The organism is Cryobacterium sp. TMT1-19 (genome assembly GCF_004403055.1).
Classification (GTDB): domain Bacteria; phylum Actinomycetota; class Actinomycetes; order Actinomycetales; family Microbacteriaceae; genus Cryobacterium; species Cryobacterium sandaracinum.
Map to the genome: position 1 here is coordinate 81,634 of NZ_SOHB01000026.1, position 18,264 is coordinate 99,897.

The following is an 18,264-nucleotide window of genomic DNA, read 5'->3' on the forward strand; positions in this document are numbered from 1 at the left end:
GGGGGCGGACGGCGGGGCGGTGTACAGAGATCAGACCCGGTCGGGAAGCGGGTCGGCGGTGACGGCGGTGACGTCGGTGACGTCGGTGACGTCGGTTACGGCGGTGTCGGTTACGACGGTGTCGGTTACGGCGGTGTCGGCTGCGACGGATGCCTGCGCCGCGGCCCCTGAGAACAGCCGCGGCCGCAGCCACAGCGCCACATAGACGAGGGCGACGAGCGCCGGCACCTCGATCAGGGGGCCCACGATGCCCGCCAGGGCCTGGCCGCTGGTGGCGCCGAAGGTGCCGATGGCCACGGCGATCGCCAGCTCGAAGTTGTTGCCGGCGGCGGTGAACGCCAGGGTCGTGGTGCGCTCGTAGGAGAGCCCGGTGAGCTTGCCGGTGGCGAATCCGGCGGCGAACATGACAGCGAAGTAGACCAGCAGCGGCAGGGCGATCAGGGCCACGTCGAACGGGCGGTCGATCACCTGGCGGCCCTGCAGGGCGAAGAGCAGCGCGATCGTGAACAGCAGCCCGTAGAGGGCGAACGGGCTGATTTTCGGCAGGAACCGACTCTCGTACCAGTCGCGGCCGCGGGTGGCCTCGCCGACCCGGCGGGACAGATAGCCGGCCAGCAGGGGAATGCCGAGGAAGACGAGCACGCTGACGGTGATCGCCCAGATCGAGAACTCCGCGCTCGTGGTGGACAAGCCGAGCCAGGCGGGGAGCACCTGGAGGTAGAACCAGCCCAGCGCGGCGAACGCGATGACCTGGAAGACGGAGTTGAGGGCCACCAGGAAGGCGGCGGCCTCGCGGTCGCCGCAGGCCAGATCGTTCCAGATCAGCACCATGGCGATGCAGCGGGCAAGGCCCACGATAATCAGGCCGGTGCGGTACTCGGGCAGGTCCGGCAGGAAGATCCAGGCAAGGGCGAACATCAGGGCGGGCCCCAGCAGCCAGTTCAGCACCAGCGAGGAGACCAGGAGGCGGCGGTCGCGGGCGACTGCGCGGGCATCCGTGTAGCGAACCTTGGCCAGCACCGGGTACATCATCACGAGCAGCCCGATCGCGATGGGCACGCTGACCGAGCCGATCGTGAACGCAGCGAGCAGGTCGCCGACGCCGGGTGCGACGACCGCCAGCAGCAGGCCCAGGGCCATTGCCGCGAGGATCCAGACCGGCAGGAGACGGTCGACGGCCCCGAGCCGCGCCGGGGCGATGGTGTTTTGCGCGGCAGCCGGCTGCACGGTGGGCGGGGCGGTGGGCCGGGCGGTGGTCGATTCGGGGAAGGGCATGTGGCTCCGTGAGCAGGTAAGACAAAGATCGGCGGGTGGGACATAAAATCAGAGGTGTCGATAGGGAGTCTTCCCCAATGCATCGATGGATGTCAATTTATGGGAGATACTGTTCAGATGTCGTTCACCGAGACCCGTGCCGTGCCTGAGGCGTCGACCGCTGCGGTCGCCGTGGATTTCGCGACGGATGCCGCGGTTGCTTCGGATGTCGCAGATGGCGCGACGGATGCCGCCGCCGCGGCCGCTGCCTGCTGCGCCCCTGCCGCGCGCGAGGCGATCGGCGCCGATGAGGCGGAGCGGCTCGCCCGGCTGCTGAAGGCCGTGGCCGAACCGGCCCGGTTGCGTCTGGTCTCGCTGGTGGCCGCGCACGACGATATGGAGGCCTGCGTCTGCGACCTGACCGAACCCCTCGGGCTCAGTCAGCCCACCGTGTCACACCACCTCAAAGTGCTGGTGGATGCCGGTATCCTGACCCGCGACAAGCGTGGCACCTGGGCGTACTACCGACTCGTGCCGGGCGCGCTCGGGACGCTGGCGGATCGGGTGCTCGGGCTCTGAATTTGCGGCTCTGCGTTTGCGGCTCTGCGTTTGCGGCTCTGCGGGTGCTGCTCTGCGGGTGCGGTGCAGAGTTTGCGGCTCCGAGATTGCTGTGCTGAGTTTGCGGTGCTGCGCGTGCGGACTAAGCTGTGGGGCTGAGGTTTTGGGCGATCGCGTGTGGCGTCGATCCTGGGCAGCCGACCGGAACATCCGTGACCGATCTGCGCAAGTCCATTGCTTTTTCAGGGTACCGAGATATCCTCAGTTCTTGTGCGCGAAGCCCCACGTCGTGCGGCGCACCTGGACACTTCCTCTGAGGGAGCGTCGTTCCCCGTAGGATCGCTCTGCGCTGTGAGCGCATTCTCCGTCTGAGTGAGGTTCCGGCTCCCCCTCACCCGAACCGCGTAACCGCGCCGACGAGAGCTCTCACCATGCCCATTTTTCTCCTGTTCCCTGCCTGCCGCGTTTCGGTGGAAGGTGCCTATGCAGACGCCTAGGCTCATCAGGTTGCCCAGGCTCACCAGATTCACCCTGATCCCGCGTCAGGCTGCCGTCGGCGGATTCGCGATGCTTTTCGCCGGACTGCTCACGGTGGTCCTCGGCATTCCCGCACAGGCCTCGGAACTCGATGTCTACGGCTGGCTGCCGCCGGCCGCCGTGGAAGCATCGGTGCGGGCCCCCGCGGATGCCTCCGCGGAAGCCTCAGCGCATGCCGCCGAGCCCGATCCCGCCGCGCGTGCTGCCGCCGCCCCTGATGCCTCCGCCGCCGAAGCGTCGCTACAGAGCCTGATGCCGAGTGCGGCGGCCACCGCCACCGTGCAGCGCGACGGTTTCACGGTCACTGATGCGCCGAAGCCCGAGCCCATACCTGCCGCCCCTGCTGCGGTTCCGAGTGCCGACGATGCGGCCGCTCCGGCCGCCGCTGGTGCAGCCGTGCAGTGGCCCTTCCCGGGCTCGGTTCGCCTCTCCGATCCCTATGGTTCGCGCGATGCACCCTGCGGGGGCTGCTCGACGTTCCACAAGGGGCTCGATATGCTTCCCGGCGAGGGTGCACCTGCCCAGGCGGTTGCGGACGGCGTCGTGCGTGAGGTCTCCGCCACGGACAACGGCGGCTTCGGCGTCTACGCGATCGTCGACCACACCGTCGATGGACAGCTCGTCAGCAGCGTCTATGCGCACTTCCAGGCCGGCTCGCTGCAGGTCTCCGCGGGACAGTCCGTGGGCGTGGGCACGCACCTGGGCAACGTGGGCAGCACCGGCGAGAGCACCGGCCCGCACCTGCATTTCGAGATCCTGATCGACGGGATCACCCCGACGGATCCGTACGCCTGGCTGTCGCAGCGCGCCGGCCCGATGTAGTCGCGAGGGGCGCGCAAGTTCCTCGGGGTGCTCGGGGTGCGCCGGTTGCGCGGTTTGCGCGGTCTGCGCGGGGGTCGCTGCGTGACGGCGGGAGCCCGTGCGGGGGTGGAAGGCCCGGCTCAGGCCGGCAAGTGCCCGGCTCAGGCCGCCTCGCCGGTTCAGTTCTGCGGCATTGTCCTGCTTGGCCCGCAGCATCCGCCCCGAACGAATTCGACGGAGTTTTTGCCGATTCACCCCCGAAATCGTCGAAACCGGCCTACGGGCAGCAAAATCTCCGTCGAATTGGTTCCCACCCGGGATCCTGGGTGCCGAAGTGGGTGGCGGTAGCGGTGGCGGCGGCGGTTGCGATGGTGGTGGTGGGGGTTGCCGTGGGTTGTGGGCTCGTGCGGCAGCGGCTCAGGCCGGCGTTGCCGGGAGGTCGAAGTAGAGATGGGCGTGAGCGCGGCATCCGTCGTTGAAGGCGGCGCCGCACGCAGGGCACGCGGTGGTTGCCCGGTAGTCGGCGATCGAGAGTGTGCCGCGGCAGACTCCGCAGAGGATGGCCTGCTCGGCCCAGAGGTCGGCCGGCCAGAGCCGGGCGGCATGGGTTTCACCGGCGGAGTGGCACTGGTAGCACGGGTAGAAGCGCCCGCAGCAGAAGAATCTGATCGCCACGACGTCGAGCGCGGAACGGTAGTGCACGCAGCGGGTCTGGGCGTCGACGGTCTGTCCGTGGATCTGCATGGTGGTCCTTCGTGCGAGAGACGATCGCGACTGCACGTGGGGGTGGGGCGGCGTCGGGGATGGGGCCGGGGCGTCGGGGGTGAGGCCGGGGCGCCTCGCGGTGCCCCGAACCCCAGGCGCTACTCGGCGGTGGCCTGCGCTGTGACGAAGGCCTCGAAGGCGGCCGGGTCGTCGAGGGCGCCGGGGTAGGAGACGCCGTTGACGAGCACGGTGGGCGTGCCCTTGACCTGCTCGATGTCGGCATTGGGGAGAGGGCCGTCGAGGGCGCGTTGAGTGGCGGTGCCGACCCAGGCGGCGAAGGTGTTCTCCGTGATGCAGGTGGCGACCTTCTCGTCGGTGACGCCCGCACTGGTGGCCAGGCTGACCAGGTCTTCGTCGGTCAGGCCCTCGGTGTTCTCCGCCGGCTGGTTCGCGAACAGGGCCGCGTTCAGGGCGAGCACGTTCTCGGGCTCGTAGTTGGCGACGCACGCGACGGCGGCCGCGGCCCGGGTCGGGTACTTGCTACCGGCCGAAACCGGATCGAGGATCGAGATCGGGTGCAGCTCGAGCGTGGCGGTGCCCGCGGCGACCCAGCCGGCGATCTGCTCGCCGTTCGTGGTTTCGAACTGGCCGCAGAAGGGGCAGAGGTAGTCCGCGTAGACCACGATGTTGGCGGTGTCGCCGAGGGTTGTCGGGTCGGTTGCGATGGGGTCCTCGTCGGCGGCCACGGAGACGGTCTCGACCGGGACGATGTTGGTGCCGTCACCGCCGAGCAGCACGCCGTCGCTGGCCATGTTGAGCGGGCCCGGCGCCGCAGGTCCCTGGCTGCCGACCACGACGAGGGCCACGACCACGGCAGCGGCGATCAGGCCGGCGCCGATGCCGCCGCGCAGAAGCCAGCGGTTGCGCTTCTCCTTTTTCTGCTGCTCCTCGCGGAGCTGGCGGGCGCTTTCACGCGCCATCTCGCGGCGATCCTTCTTGGGGGGGACAGGCTTGCCGTAGACATTACTCATGAACTAATGCACCGTTTCGTTGCGACTGGCAGGTGGTTCCAAGGTTAGAGGGTCCGTCTCCGGGGGAGGTGCAGCGGGGCTGTGAGGGGGCTGTGAGCGCCGTGCGGAGAACCGAGTCGTCGCCCGCGCGGTCGATCCGCGGTGGTTGGGGCTAATTCAGGAGAAAACGGATGCCGGCGGCTGGGCGCCGCGGGAATCCGGGGCCCGGATCGCGGCATCCGTCAGTTCTCCTGAGTTAGCCACATCGCTGCGCCCGGTTCCCGTGGCCGGCCACCCCGAGTACACGGGTGACCTGGCTGACACGCTGACCCCCGTTTTCCGGGCGGCCAGGCTGTGCGTACGATCGAGGTCGCGAACCCGCTGGACGGTCCGGCCGAGAACGTCACGGTCCCCGACCGGTCGAGTCCGGCGGCCGGGCGGACCCCCTCACGGTGCACAACGGTTCGCCGACACCGTTCCGAGCTCGGCGGCCGGGCGCCGGCACCGCGGCCCGTCGATCTGGGACACCTATAGCCGCACCCCCGGCAAGGATCTGAACGGCGACACCGGCGACGTGGCCTCCGACCACTGCCACCGCCTCGACGAAGACCTCGATCTGATGGTGTCGCTCGGTCTGCACGCCTACCGGTTCTCGATTGCGTGGTCCCGCATCCAGCCGACTGGCCGCGGTCCGGCGAACGAGAAGGGGCTGGCGTTCTCTGGGCGTCTCGTCGACGGGCTGCTGGCCCGGGGCATCCGCCCGATCGCGACTCTGTACCACCGGGACCTGCCGCAGGCGCTCGAGAACGAGGGCCCGGAGTAGGTCCCAGCTTCCGGCAGTGGACCGGTGCACGATCGGGCGGATTCCTGCAACTTCCGCGGCGTTCTGCGAATGGGGGAATAGGTGCCGGTGTGGTTGCCTTGTCAGTGAGGGCGTTTCCGTGTTCCGCTGCTAGTGCTGACGCCCGTGATGCGGTGCCGCTAACGAAATCAGACCAGCACGCAGAGCCCCATCGATACCGAGGATCAATACTTTCGTGAGCACCGCCGCCATCACCGTCATTACCGCTGCCGACCTGAGGTCGACCGCGAAGCATCCCGGGGACGCCCTCTCCCGCGGCCAGCGCCTCGTCTACATCATCGTGCTCGGCGCCCTCACGGCGCTTGGCCCGTTCACGATCGACCTGTACCTGCCGGCCTTCCCGACCCTGGAGCGTGAGTTCGGCGTATCGGCGGCCGCCATCCAGCTGACCCTCACCGGCACCATGATCGGGTTCGGGTTCGGCCAGCTTGTGGTTGGCCCGTGGAGTGACAAGGTCGGGCGCCGACTGCCGCTGATGCTCGCGACCGGCTTCCACATTCTGGCGAGTGTCGGCGCCGCCCTCTCCCAGGACATCGTCTGGCTCGGGGTCTTCCGTCTGCTGCAGGGCTTCGGCGCCGCGGCCGGCGCGGTCGTCGCCCTGGCGATGGTGCGCGACCTGTTCGGCGGCAAGCCGCTCGTGAAGATGCTTTCCCGCCTTGCGCTGATCAGCGGCCTGGCCCCCGTGCTGGCCCCGGTCATCGGCTCGCAGCTGCTGCTGGTGATGAGCTGGCGCGGCATCTTCTGGGTGCTCGCCGCCTACGGTGCGGTCGTGATCCTGGCCGTCGCGTTCTGGATCGTCGAGACTCTGCCGGATGCCGAGCGCCACACCAAGGGGCACAGTTCCCTCGGTCAGCGCTACCGTGCGGTGCTCAGCGACCGGATCTTCGTCGGCGTCGCGATCATCGGGGCGATGACCTTCACAGGTCTGTTCTCCTACCTCTCGGCGTCGTCGTTCCTGTTCCAGCAGGTCTACGATTTCAGCCCGCAGCAGTACGGCGTGCTCTTCGCCGTCAACTCGCTCGGCATCGTGATGGGTGTGCAGCTCAGCTCCCGACTCATGCACCGCTTCAACATCGGCCCGCAGTGGATCATCTCGGTGTCCACCGTGGTGCTCCTGATCACGGCCGCGGCCATCGTGCTGCTCGACCTCGCCGGCGCGGGACTCTGGGGCACCCTGGTGCCGCTGTGGTTCTTCATCGCGGCTTGCGGTTTCACCCTACCCAGCGTGCAGGTCATCGCCCTGAACGCGCACGCGCATGAGGCCGGAACCGCCGCGTCGCTGCTCGGCGCCGCGAACTTCGGCGTCGCCGGACTGATCTCCCCGGTCGTCGGCGTGCTCGGCGTCGGGACAGCGGTTCCGATGGGCGCCGTGATGGGCGTCACCGCCATCGTGTCGATCTTCGCCCTGTGGCTCATCGTGCGCCCCCGGTCGGTGCCCGCGCTGGAGTACTGAGGCCGGATGGGCGCCGGGTAACGGCATTCGTCAGCCTCCGGTCAGTGGTCAGTGTTCAGTGTTCAGTCGTCAGTCGTCAGTCCTTCGTCGTCAGTTGCCGTCGGTGGCTAACTCAGGAGATTTCCGATGGCGAGGCCGAGGTGACGACGGATGCCGCGTGATTCCGGCATCCGTCTCCACCGGCTTCGCAGATCTCCTGAGTAAGCCCCCGGAGATGCGCGGCAAATGGCTAGGCCGAGCAGTCGCACGCCCGCACCGATCTAGCATGGACAGATGATGAGCGAGCGCGCCCCCGAGACCGCAGCCACCCCCGCCACCCGACGCATCGCCCGCCGTTGGCCTCTGGTCAGCGGGTCCGCAGCGCTGTTGCTGGCCATGGGGCTCGGCGCCCTGATCGTGCTGCGCGGCAACGGCCGCCCGCTGGAGATCGACGCCGAGTGGATGGATGAGATCCTCGAGCACCGGGCGCCCGTCTGGGAGTATCTCTCGCTCACGATGAACTACCTCGGTGCCGGAATCGCCGGCGTGATCGTGATCCCGGTGCTGATCCTGGTGGCGCTGCTGCTGCTCAAACGGCCGTGGGCGGCCGGCTACTTCGTGGTTGCCACGATCGTGAGCTCGGGACTGGTGCAGGTACTCAAATCACTGTTCGGTCGGGATAGGCCGGAAGACATGCTGGTCATGTCAGATTTCGGATCCTTTCCGTCCGGCCATGTCGCCAATGCGGCGACCATGGCGGTCTGTCTCGGAATCCTCTTCCCGCGCGTCTGGGTTTGGCTGGCCGGCGCCCTTTACACGGTTCTGATGATGGTCAGCCGCACCTATCTGGGCGCACACTGGCTCACGGATACGATCGGCGGGCTGCTGCTCGGTGCGTCCGTCGCCGTGCTGCTGTGGGCCCCGGTCGCCGCGAAGCTCCAGGGGGAGCGCGAGCTGGCGGCGCAGCATCCGTCGCCCTTGCGAATTCGACGGAGAAATTCCGCGTAGAGCCCTTAACCGGGGCAAAATCGCGCGTTTTGGGCAAAATCTCCGTCGAATTGGTGAAGGGCGACGCGCGGGGCTGACGGCGACGGATGCCCCGGGGTAGCGTCGACGCATGAGAATCCTCCTTGTCGGGGCGGGCGGCGTAGGAGACGCGTTCGCGAAGATCATCGCCAGGCGCACGTTCTTCGAGCACGTCATCGTGTGCGACTACGACCTGGCCCGGGCGGAACGCACCATCGTCGCAATCGGCCTGAAGCACGGGCACGCGGCGGCAGCCCGGTTCTCCGCCGAGCAGATCGACGCCGGCGACCCGGACATGGTTGCCGCCGTCGCGCTCAGGCACGGCGCCACCCACGTGATGAACGCGGTCGAGCCGAAGTTCGTGCCCACGGTGTTCGCCGGGGCGCTCGCCGCCGGCTGTGACTACCTCGACATGGCCGTGAGCCTGTCCGAACCGCACCCCACGGACCCCTACCGCCAGACCGGGGTCATGCTCGGCGACGACCAGTTCGCGCAGGCCGCCGACTGGGAGACCGCCGGCCGCCTTGCCCTGGTGGGCATGGGCGTCGAGCCGGGGCTCTCGGATGTCTTCGCCCGCTACGCCTCGGACCACCTGTTTCGGCAGATCGAGGAGCTCGGCACGCGCGACGGTGCCAACCTGGTCGTGCACGACGACGCCGGCAACGAGATCTTCGCGCCATCCTTCAGCATCTGGACCACGATCGAGGAGTGCCTGAACCCGCCGCTGATCTTCGAGAAGGACCGCGGCTGGTTCACCACCGAGCCGTTCAGTGAACCGGAGATGTTCGACTTTCCGGAGGGCATCGGCCGGGTCGAATGCGTGAACGTGGAGCACGAGGAGGTGGTACTGATGCCGCGCTGGCTCGACGCGAATCGGGTCACCTTCAAGTACGGCCTCGGTGAGGAATTCATCGGCGTGTTGAAGACCCTGCACCTGCTCGGCCTCGACCGGGTCGACCCGGTGCGGGTGCGCAGCGCGTCCGGCCCGGCGCTGGTCGCCCCACGCGATGTGGTGGCCGCCTGCCTGCCTGACCCGGCCACGATCGGCCCGCGGATGACCGGCAAAACCTGCGCGGGAGTGTGGGTCACCGGCACGGGTCCGGGCGGCCTGCAGCGCGAGGTCTACCTCTACCACGTCGCCGAAAACGAGTGGACGATGCGCGAATACGACACCCAGTGCGTGGTCTGGCAGACCGCCCTGAACCCGGTGATCGCCCTGGAACTGCTGGCCGCCGGCACCTGGACCGGCATCGGCGTGCTCGGCCAGGAGGCCTTCGATGCGAAGGTGTTCCTCGACCTGATGAGCGCGCCCGAATCCGAGGGCGGTTACGGCCAGCCCTGGGGGATGGAGGACCGGCTGGCGTCCTGACGCGCACTCGACCTTCCGACGTGCCAGGAAGGGTGGACAGCTCTGAGTGAATCGGAGAGGTTGTCTTCGAGTTTCGGGGGCTGGGTGGCGCTGGCGGATGCCCGAGCGCATAGCTGCGGCCGCGGCGCGGGTGGTGCGCCGCTACGCGCGTGGCGTGCCATCCGCGCAACGGCGTACCACCCGCGCGACGCGAATCCCGGCAGGGCGGGATTTGGATTGCCGCCCGACCGAGCCGGATGCGAGATGATGCTGTGACTGAGCGCGAAACATCCGTCGGAACGAAAGCGGTGCGGGAATGATCAATGGTGATGTCTCCTTCTGGTGGAACCAGCTCGGCCGGCCGGCCAACCGCGACCCGCTGCCCGGGCCGATGACGGCCGATGTGTGCATCGTGGGTGCCGGCTATACCGGGCTGTGGACGGCCTATTACCTGAAGAAGGCGGCCCCGGCGCTTCGGATCGTGATCGTGGAGCAGCGCTTCGCCGGCTACGGAGCGTCAGGGCGGAACGGCGGCTGGCTGACCAACTCGGTCACCGGCGGCCGCGAGCAGTACGTGAAGTCGCACGGCCGGGACGCGGCGGCCCGGTTCCAGACCGGCATGAACGAGACCGTGGACGAGGTGATCCGGGTCGCCGAGGCCGAGGGCGTCGACGCCGATATCGTCAAGGGCGGCGAGTTTACCGTGGCCTACGACCAGCCGCAGCAACGAAGGCTGGAGGCATCCGCTCGGTCGGAGCAGGCCTGGGACATGACGGATGTCGAACTCCTCTCCCCGGCGGCTGCGCGCGCCCGTATCGACGTGGCCGGTGCCACCGGGGCGATGTGGCACCCGCACTGCGCGCGCATCAACCCCGCCAAACTCGCGGCCGGGCTTGCCCGGGTGGTGGAGGGCCTCGGCGTGGAGATCTTCCAGAATACCCGGGTCAGCGAGATCACGCCGCACCGGGCGATCACCGACCGCGGCGCCGTGGAGGCGGAGTTCGTGGTGCGCGCGACGGAGGGGTTCACGGCGGGCCTGAAGGGACTGCACCGGGCGTGGCTGCCGATGAACTCGTCGCTGATCGCGACCGCGCCGCTCAGCTCGGACGTCTGGCAGAGCATCGGCTGGGCGGGCCGGGAGACCCTCGGCGACATGGCGCACGCCTATATGTACGCGCAGCGCACCATTGACGACCGCATCGCGATCGGCGGTAGGGGCGTGCCGTACCGGTTCGGGTCGCAGACGGATTCCGACGGGCGGACTCCGGCGAGCACGGTGGAGGCGCTGCGAGGCATCCTGACCCGGTTCTTCCCGGCGACGGCTGGCGCGCAGATCGACCACGCCTGGTCGGGGGTGCTCGGCGTGCCGCGCGACTGGGCGGCGACCGTGGGGCTGGACCCGGCGACCGGGCTGGCCTGGGCCGGTGGCTATGTGGGCACCGGGGTGGCGACGACGAACCTCGCCGGGCGCACGCTGACCGACCTGATCCTCGGCAACGACACAGGCCTCACCCGGCTGCCGTGGGTGAACCACCGGGTGCGTAACTGGGAGCCGGAGCCGCTGCGCTGGCTCGCCGTGCACGCGCTCTACCGCGCCTACTCGCTGGCCGACCATGCCGAGCTGACCCGGCGGCGGACGACGTCGCCGATCGCGTCCGTCGCGGACGTGGTCTCGGGTCGAGGACACTAGCGCGGGCGCTCGTGCCGCGCGGCTGTCCTGGTGCGGGCCCGGAGCGTGCCGCGCGGCTGTCCTGGTGCGGGCCCGGTGCGGGCCCGGTGCGTGAACCAATTCGACGGAGATTTTGCCGATAACAGCTGGTTTGGGGCCGAAAACCTGTCTTCCGGGCAAAATCTCCGTCGAATTAGCACGGTGGCCGGCTGCCGGGGACCGGGCCTGGTGTGGTCTACTCGACGCATGAGCGTTGAGCCGGGGGTTTTGCAGCAAGCCGTGCGGCAGGCGGAGGCCGCCGCGGATGCAGCCGCCGAGGCTGCCGGGGTGACCGTGCGGCAGGCTGAACCCCGCGACCTGGCCGCGGCGATCGGCCTGTTCGAGCGCACCTGGGGCGTGGGCCACAGCCCCGACAGGTCGATGCTCCTGGCGCTCGACTTCGCCGGCAACACCGTGATGGTGGCGACCAAGGCCGGCAAACCGGTCGGCGCGACGCTCGGTTTCCTCGGCTGGACCGACGGCATCCACCTGCACTCGCACATGGCAGCGGTCGTGCCGTGGCAGCGCGGCAGTGGGGTCGGCTACGCGCTCAAACTGTTCCAGCGGGCACTCTGTCTGCAGCATGGCGTCGCAGACATGCGCTGGACTTTCGACCCGCTGATCCGCCGCAACGCGCACTTCAACCTGGTCAAGCTGGGCGCCGAGGTGGTGCGCTTCCTGCCGGATTTCTACGGCCGGCTCGACGACGTCATCACCGGCAGCGACCGGAGTGACCGGTTCGAGGTGCGCTGGCGACTCGATTCTCCGCGCACCCTCAGGGCACTGGCCGGCGAACTCCCCCCAGTCTGGTCGGGCAGCGACTCGCTGTCTCTTGACGTGGACTTCGAGCGGCTGCGCGCCGACGACCCGGCCGAGGCCGTCCGGCGCCGGGACGAGTCCCGGACACTGTTCCAGAACAACCTGTCTCGCGGGATGCGCCCCGAGCTCACTGAGAACAACGATTACATCTTCACACCGGATGTCCCCGATCGCCGGCCGGCCCCCGACTGAGCCTCGCCCGCCCCGTCGGCCCTGCCCGCCCCGTCGGCCCTGCGCGCCCCGCGAATTCGACGGAGATTTTGCCCGTAAACCCGGTTTTCCGCCCCAAAACAGCCGTTTCGGCCAAAATCTCCGTCGAATTGGTTCGGGAGCGCAGCCCCCGTGCCAGACGAGGCGACGCACTCCGGGCCAGCCGTCACTCCGGGCCAGCCGTCACTCCGTCCCAGATCGAGATGGCGATCTTGCCTCGGGTGTGTTCCTCGCCGAAGTGGTGCAGGGCGTCGGCGGTCCGGCTCAGCGGGTAGGTCGTCTCGATCCGGGGGGCGACCTTGTCCGAGTCGATCAGCTCGCGAATCACATCGAGATCGGTGGCGCTGGCCGACGCCACGAGCGGGCGGAGGCTCTGGCGCGAAAAGATTCCCAGGGCCGATGCGGCGAGGATGCGCCCGATCGGGCCGAGCAGACGACCGCCTGCAGCGGAGGACAGCACCAGCGTTCCGCGTGGGGTGAGCGCGCGGCGGCAGTCGGACAGGGAGCGATTGCCGATGAGATCGAAAATCACCTCGTACTGCCGACCCTTGGCCGTGAAATCCTCGGAGGTGTAGTCGATCACGTGGTCGGCGCCCAGGCCGCGGGCCAGCTCGGCGTTCCGAGTGCTGCAGACGGCCGTCACCTCAGCCCCGAAGGCTTTCGCAAGCTGCACGGCGAACGATCCGACCCCGCCGGATGCGCCGTTGACCAGAATCCGATCGCGCGGCTGCAGGTTCGCGGCATCCCGGAGTCCCTGCAGCGCCGTGGTCGCGGCGATCGGCACCGTCGCCGCCTGCTCGAAGGTGAGCGTGGCAGGCTTGTGGGCAACCACCTTCTCGGTCGCCACCGTGAATTCCGCGAAGCTGCCCGCATTGACCTCCGCGTAGACCTCATCATTCACGGCGACGCGTCGCACGGCGCTGCCGACGGCCACGACCACTCCCGCGGCATCCCGTCCCCGGACCGCGATGCGGGGTGCCCGCAAACCGAACGCGAGCCGCACGAGATAGGGCTCGCCGTGCATCAGCAGCCAGTCGGCCGCATTCACGGATGCCGCGTGGACGCGGATCAGCACTTCGTCGGCACGGGGCACCGGCATGGGGACATCGGTGTACTCGAGGGTCTCGGGCCCGCCGTAGGCCCGCTGGATGATCGCTTTCATGGCACCCTTTCTGGTGTAACACTATAGTGTGTGATACACAGTACAGTGCGGCCTGCAAAACCGAAACCCGACAACACCAAATCCCCACACACCAACCCTCGGAAAGGATCCGATCCCATGATGCTGCTCACTCCACTCCCGCGGCCCGTGCTGCTCTCCACGCTCTGGATCGTTCTGCTGTTCAACTACCTCTACTGCGACGTGCTCGGACTCTACGACCCGGCACACCTCGTCGACCTCGAGACCGGCACCCTTGGCGGCGGGCCCTTCACACCCGGCAAGCTGGTCGCGGCCGGGGTGCTGATGCAGATCCCCATCGCGATGGTTCTTCTCGCTCGCGTGGTGCGGCACGGACTGAACCGCTGGATCAATGTGGGCGCCGCATCTGTTATGGCCGCGGTTCAGGTCTCCACGCTGTTCCTCGGCACACCGCCCACGCCGGTCTACCTGTTCTTCTCCGCGATCGAGATCACGCTGCTGCTGGCCATTGTCGTCCTCGCGGCATACTGGACCCGCTCCAGGGAGCGGGCGGCGCACGACCGGGCCCTTGCGGGTGTGTGACGCACACTAATGTGTACAAGTGCTCAACGAAGAAGAACTCGCCACCCACCGGCAGGAGTTGCGGCGCGGCACCATCGTGCTCGCCTGCCTGGTGCTGCTCATGCAGCCCAACTACGGCTACGCCCTGCTTACGGCCCTCGAATCCCAGGGGTTCGCGGTGGATGCCAACACCCTGTACCCTCTGCTGCGGCGCCTGGAGAAGCAGGGTCTCCTCACGAGCGAGTGGAACACCGACGAGTCCCGACCGCGCAAGTTCTACGTCACGAGTGAGGAGGGGGTGGGTCTCGCCGCCACCCTCACCACCGACTGGAACGAATTGAACATGGCATTCCGATCCCTCACGGAGACATCATGACCACCCCGTTCACCCCGTCCACCCTCACCGACCGCTTCGTCACCGAAGCGCTGCGCGGCCTGCCTGCGCGGCAGCGTGCTGACATTGAAGCCGAACTGCGCACCCTGATCGCCGACGCAATCGAGGATCGCCTGGAGGCGGGTACGGATGCCGTGGCCGCCGAACACACCGTGCTCGCCGAGTTGGGCGCACCGCGCCGGCTGGCCGCCCGGTACTCGGAGAAGCCCACCTACCTCGTGGGACCGGATCTCTACTTCGACTACGTGCGCGTGCTCACGGTGCTGCTCTCGACCGTGGTGCCGATCTGGTTCCTGTTCAGCGGCATCGTCACTTTTGTCGCCGGCTCGTCGGCTGGTGAAACGGTGGGCGTCGCCGTCACCGGCGCAATCGAGACGGCCATGTCGATCGCGTTCTTCACGACGGTGATCTTCGCGATCATCGAGCGCACATCGGCGATGCGGTCAAGGCGCACAGTGGTCTGGGATCCGGCATCCCTGCCCGAGGTCCTGGACAAGCGCGGCTATTTCACGGAGCTCGTCGGCGGAATCAGCTTTCTCGTGATCATCGCCAGCGTGCTGATCTGGCTGCAGACGGTGGGTGCGGTCGAGGGGCGGGACAGCGCACTCATCGGTCCGATTGCGACGGAATTGTGGACATCCGGGGCGTTCTATATCGCACTTTTCTATGCCGCTGTCAGCATCAGTTTTCACCTGTTCGCGTATTACACGGGATGGTCGGTGTCGAATGCGATGGCGACCATCGTGCTGGACGTTCTCTTCGTCGTTCCAGCGGTCTGGCTCACGGCGAGCGGCCGGCTGCTCAACCCGGACTATTTCGATGCCGTCGGCTGGCCGCAGGGCGTCGGGGTCGTCACGGCCATCGTGGTGGTCGTCGTGCTGCTGTTCTCCGTCCTGGACTCCATTGACGCAATCGTGCGCGCGACCCGGAAACGGCGCACTCGCTGAGCCGTGATTCGCAGAGCGCGAAGAGCGGATGCCGCGACGCTACTCCCCGCGCCGGGTGAAGCGTCGCTCGAACCAGTAGAGCAGTTCGGGGCGCACCCGGTTCAGGTCCTGCAGGGTCATCGGTTCGGGCACCCGCACCATGGGTACGCCGAGCTGATCGACCACCGTGTCCATGGCGCCGCGCGAGTAGTACTGCCCGCGCATGCGCACCAGCAGTCGGCCGTCGGTGCCGGTGACGAAGAGCTGCGGCTGCGTGTCGAGCGCCCCGCTCCGGTAGAGGTCGAGCAGCACGATGCTGCCGATCTCGTCCGCGGAGAAGTCCTTGACCAGGCCCATGAAGCCGCGCTCCGAGATGCCCTCGGCATCGACACGGATGATGGTGCGAGTGTAGGCGAGATAGGCAAGGCCGCAGATGCTCAGGAGCACAACCTGGGCGATGGCAACCGGACGCCAGGTGCCGTTGGGGATGCTGAGCCAGAAGAGCACGGCGGAGATGGGTGCGACAAGGGCCAGGACGGAAAGCCCCGACTGCATCAGCAACCGGCCGTGAGGCCGCAATGCGTGCGTGTGCATACGCACACCCCCGTTGAATCTCACCCTTGGTTCCCCCTCGCCGGTGTACACAGATTATCTCGGATTTTGCGTGAGTGCGGCAGTCACCGATAGGGGGGGTGCCGTGTCGAAACCGGAACAGACGACGGATGCCCGTGAACCGTATAGTGAGCGGGTGCCATCCTTGTCTCTCCGAAGAAGCGGTCCGCGCGTGCCGCGCGCCCGGCTGCATCCGGCGCAAGTCGTGGTCGCCGGATTCGCCGCCGCCATCCTGATCGGCACGGTGCTGCTGATGATCCCGATCGCGACGCCCGGCCCCGGCGGCACCCCGTTCCTGATCGCGGCTTTCACGGCCACGTCGGCCGTTTGCGTGACCGGGCTGACCGTCGTCGATACCGCGACGTTCTGGACGCCGTTCGGCCAGGTCATCATCCTGGCCCTGATCCAGGTCGGCGGCTTCGGGATCATGACGTTCGCCTCGGTCATCGGGCTCGCCGTGATCCGCAAGATGTCCCTTCGGTCCCGCATGACGGCGGCCGCCGAGGTCAAGAGCTTCGGGCTCGAGGATGTCCGCGGGCTGGTTCTCGGCGTCGTGCGCATCTCCCTGATCGTGGAGTTCATCGTGGCGGTGCTGCTGAGCCTGCGGTTTTGGATCGGGTACGGCGAAGCGCCGGGCCGGGCCATCTGGCTCGGCGTGTTCCACTCCGTGTCCTCGTTCAACAACGCGGGCTTCGCCCTGTTCAGCGACAACCTCATCTCCTATGCGACGGACCCGTTCATCTGCCTGCCCATCGCCGCCGCCGTGATCCTCGGCGGCCTGGGCTTCCCGGTGATCATGCAGCTGCGCAAGCACCTCCGGAACCCGCTGAAGTGGTCGATGAACACCCGCATCGTGCTGGCCGGAACGATCACACTTCTGGTCGCGGGCACCGTCTACATCACCGGCGTGGAGTGGAACAACCCGGGCACGCTCGGACCGCTGGACTGGCCGAGCAAACTCCTGGTGGGATTCTTCCAATCGGTGCAGACGCGCACGGCCGGGTTCAACAGCCTCGACATCGGGGCGATGGATTCCGCGAGCCTGCTCGGCATGGACGTGCTCATGCTGATCGGCGGAGGCCCGGCCGGCACCGCCGGCGGCATCAAGATCACCACCTTCGCTGTGCTGTTCTTCATCCTGTTGACCGAAATCCGTGGCGAGGTGGCCGTGAACGTCTTCGGCAAGCGCCTCTCCCGGGCCGTGCACCGTCAGGCGATCACCATCGTGCTCCTGGCGGTTGCGGTGATCACGGTCTCCACGGTCGCCCTGATGCTGATCACCGATATCGGCCTCGATGCCCTTCTGTTCGAAGCGATCTCCGCGTTCGGCACGGTGGGGCTCTCCACCGGGATCACCGCGGGTCTGCCCCCGGCCGGTCATATCATCCTGATGCTGCTCATGTTCATCGGTCGTCTGGGTCCCATCGCCTTCGCCTCGGCGCTCGCCCTGCGGGACCGCCCCACCGGGTATGAATTACCGAAAGAGAGGCCCATCATTGGCTAAATTTTCCCTGTTCGGGCACCAGCAGCCTGCGCGTATGGCCGAAGAGGATGCGATCGTCGTGATCGGCCTGGGTCGGTTCGGCAGCGCCCTTGCACTCGAGCTGATGGCCAGCGGCAGCGAGGTGCTCGGCATCGACGGAGACGAGGAGATCGTGCAGGCGCACAACGGCCTGCTCACCCACGTCGTGCGCGCCGACTCGACCAAAGAGGAGACGCTCCGCCAACTCTCGGTGCCGGACTTCAGCAGCGCGGTCGTCGCGATCGGCGGCGATATCCAGGCGAACATCCTCACCGCGAGCCTGTTGCTCAAGCTGGGCATCCCGAATATCTGGGCCAAGGCGGTCAGCGACCCACACGGTGAGATCCTGCGCCAGATCGGCGTCAAGCACGTCATCTACCCCGAGAAGGACATGGGCAAAAGGGTGGCCCACCTCGTGCGCGGGGTGATGCAGGACTACATCGAGATCGACGAGAACTTCGCCCTCGTGAAGACGAACCCGCCGCAGGAGATCATCGGCGTGCCGCTCGGAAAATCGAGCGTGCGCACCATCCACGGGATCACCGTCACGGCATTCAACCGCCCCGGCAAAGGCTGGAGCTACACGACCCTTGACACGACGTTGGAGGCCGACGACGTCATTCTGATCGCCGGGGACGTGCGCAAGGTGGAGTCCTTCAGCCGCCTCAGGTAGCGGATGCCGTCGGCCTTCCCGGTCGGCGAGGTGCTGGGTGCGGCGGGGCTGGGTTGGGTTCGGTTGGGTTGGGCGCGGCGCAGCTGGGTGCGGCGGGGCTGGGTGCGGCTGCGTGCGGCTGGGCCGGGCTGCGCGCGGCTGGGTGCGGCTGGGTGCGGCTGGGCC

At 67.9% G+C, this 18,264-nt stretch carries 17 protein-coding genes and 1 pseudogene; 13 read left to right on the forward strand and 5 right to left on the reverse strand.

Annotated elements, in window-relative coordinates; translation table 11 throughout:
- Positions 1 to 30: 30 nt before the first annotated feature.
- Complete coding sequence (arsB, locus tag E3T40_RS06635) at positions 31 to 1,275, reverse strand: ACR3 family arsenite efflux transporter (protein WP_134542954.1); 1,245 nt, start codon at positions 1,273 to 1,275, stop codon at positions 31 to 33.
- A 117-nt stretch (positions 1,276 to 1,392) separates the two neighbouring features.
- On the opposite strand from arsB, the gene E3T40_RS06640 reads away from it, so the two are divergent.
- Together E3T40_RS06640 and E3T40_RS06645 are read left to right on the forward strand one after the other, a co-directional pair.
- Positions 1,393 to 1,833: a metalloregulator ArsR/SmtB family transcription factor gene (locus E3T40_RS06640; protein WP_134542964.1), complete on the forward strand. Its 441-nt coding sequence runs from the start codon at positions 1,393 to 1,395 to the stop codon at positions 1,831 to 1,833.
- Between the two features lie 486 nt (positions 1,834 to 2,319).
- Positions 2,320 to 3,171, forward strand: coding sequence for a M23 family metallopeptidase (locus E3T40_RS06645; protein WP_233193903.1), 852 nt, complete (start codon positions 2,320 to 2,322; stop codon positions 3,169 to 3,171).
- A gap of 396 nt (positions 3,172 to 3,567) precedes the next feature.
- Here E3T40_RS06645 and E3T40_RS06655 read toward each other — a convergent pair whose 3' ends face one another.
- Both E3T40_RS06655 and E3T40_RS06660 read right to left on the reverse strand, forming a co-directional pair.
- Positions 3,568 to 3,894: a CHY zinc finger protein gene (locus E3T40_RS06655; RefSeq protein WP_104169419.1), complete on the reverse strand. Its 327-nt coding sequence runs from the start codon at positions 3,892 to 3,894 to the stop codon at positions 3,568 to 3,570.
- Between the two features lie 119 nt (positions 3,895 to 4,013).
- Complete coding sequence (locus E3T40_RS06660) at positions 4,014 to 4,886, reverse strand: thioredoxin domain-containing protein (protein ID WP_104193651.1); 873 nt, start codon at positions 4,884 to 4,886, stop codon at positions 4,014 to 4,016.
- Positions 4,887 to 5,370: 484 nt separating this feature from the next.
- Between E3T40_RS06660 and E3T40_RS06665 the strand changes: the two are divergent.
- From E3T40_RS06665 to E3T40_RS06690, 6 genes and pseudogenes are all read left to right on the forward strand, one after another.
- Positions 5,371 to 5,679, forward strand: a pseudogene (locus E3T40_RS06665) (family 1 glycosylhydrolase); the annotation flags it as partial.
- Between the two features lie 223 nt (positions 5,680 to 5,902).
- Complete coding sequence (locus E3T40_RS06670; RefSeq protein ID WP_233193902.1) at positions 5,903 to 7,180, forward strand: multidrug effflux MFS transporter; 1,278 nt, start codon at positions 5,903 to 5,905, stop codon at positions 7,178 to 7,180.
- Positions 7,181 to 7,453: 273 nt separating this feature from the next.
- A complete protein-coding gene (locus E3T40_RS06675; protein ID WP_134542955.1) occupies positions 7,454 to 8,167 on the forward strand; it encodes a phosphatase PAP2 family protein in 714 nt (237 codons plus the stop codon).
- A 109-nt stretch (positions 8,168 to 8,276) separates the two neighbouring features.
- The gene (locus tag E3T40_RS06680) at positions 8,277 to 9,554 is read left to right on the forward strand and encodes a saccharopine dehydrogenase family protein (RefSeq protein ID WP_134542956.1); all 1,278 of its coding nucleotides are present in this window, start codon (positions 8,277 to 8,279) and stop codon (positions 9,552 to 9,554) included.
- Positions 9,555 to 9,849: 295 nt separating this feature from the next.
- Positions 9,850 to 11,223 (forward strand): FAD-binding oxidoreductase, encoded by a 1,374-nt coding sequence (locus E3T40_RS06685; RefSeq protein WP_134542957.1) that lies wholly within the window; start codon positions 9,850 to 9,852, stop codon positions 11,221 to 11,223.
- Between the two features lie 225 nt (positions 11,224 to 11,448).
- Complete coding sequence (locus E3T40_RS06690) at positions 11,449 to 12,252, forward strand: GNAT family N-acetyltransferase (protein WP_134542958.1); 804 nt, start codon at positions 11,449 to 11,451, stop codon at positions 12,250 to 12,252.
- A 184-nt stretch (positions 12,253 to 12,436) separates the two neighbouring features.
- Here E3T40_RS06690 and E3T40_RS06695 read toward each other — a convergent pair whose 3' ends face one another.
- Positions 12,437 to 13,432: an NAD(P)-dependent alcohol dehydrogenase gene (locus tag E3T40_RS06695; protein ID WP_134542959.1), complete on the reverse strand. Its 996-nt coding sequence runs from the start codon at positions 13,430 to 13,432 to the stop codon at positions 12,437 to 12,439.
- 117 nt (positions 13,433 to 13,549) lie between these two features.
- On the opposite strand from E3T40_RS06695, the gene E3T40_RS06700 reads away from it, so the two are divergent.
- Genes E3T40_RS06700 through E3T40_RS06710 form a run of 3 tightly spaced genes read left to right on the forward strand, consistent with a single transcriptional unit; the run spans position 13,550 to position 15,313 of the window.
- A complete protein-coding gene (locus E3T40_RS06700; RefSeq protein WP_174843652.1) occupies positions 13,550 to 13,993 on the forward strand; it encodes a DUF6326 family protein in 444 nt (147 codons plus the stop codon).
- Positions 13,994 to 14,012: 19 nt separating this feature from the next.
- Positions 14,013 to 14,348: a PadR family transcriptional regulator gene (locus E3T40_RS06705; protein ID WP_104099223.1), complete on the forward strand. Its 336-nt coding sequence runs from the start codon at positions 14,013 to 14,015 to the stop codon at positions 14,346 to 14,348.
- Positions 14,345 to 15,313: a permease prefix domain 1-containing protein gene (locus E3T40_RS06710; RefSeq protein WP_134542960.1), complete on the forward strand. Its 969-nt coding sequence runs from the start codon at positions 14,345 to 14,347 to the stop codon at positions 15,311 to 15,313. The genes E3T40_RS06705 and E3T40_RS06710 overlap by 4 nt, the downstream gene beginning before the upstream one ends.
- 39 nt (positions 15,314 to 15,352) lie before the next feature.
- On the opposite strand, the gene E3T40_RS06715 is transcribed toward E3T40_RS06710, so the two are convergent.
- On the reverse strand, positions 15,353 to 15,886 hold the full coding sequence (locus E3T40_RS06715) for a hypothetical protein (protein WP_134542961.1): 534 nt from the start codon (positions 15,884 to 15,886) through the stop codon (positions 15,353 to 15,355).
- Between the two features lie 154 nt (positions 15,887 to 16,040).
- On the opposite strand from E3T40_RS06715, the gene E3T40_RS06720 reads away from it, so the two are divergent.
- Positions 16,041 to 17,408, forward strand: coding sequence for a TrkH family potassium uptake protein (locus tag E3T40_RS06720; RefSeq protein ID WP_233193899.1), 1,368 nt, complete (start codon positions 16,041 to 16,043; stop codon positions 17,406 to 17,408).
- A 34-nt stretch (positions 17,409 to 17,442) separates the two neighbouring features.
- Positions 17,443 to 18,099, forward strand: a complete 657-nt coding sequence (locus E3T40_RS06725) for a TrkA family potassium uptake protein (RefSeq protein ID WP_104099219.1) — start codon at positions 17,443 to 17,445, stop codon at positions 18,097 to 18,099.
- Positions 18,100 to 18,264 lie beyond the last annotated feature (165 nt).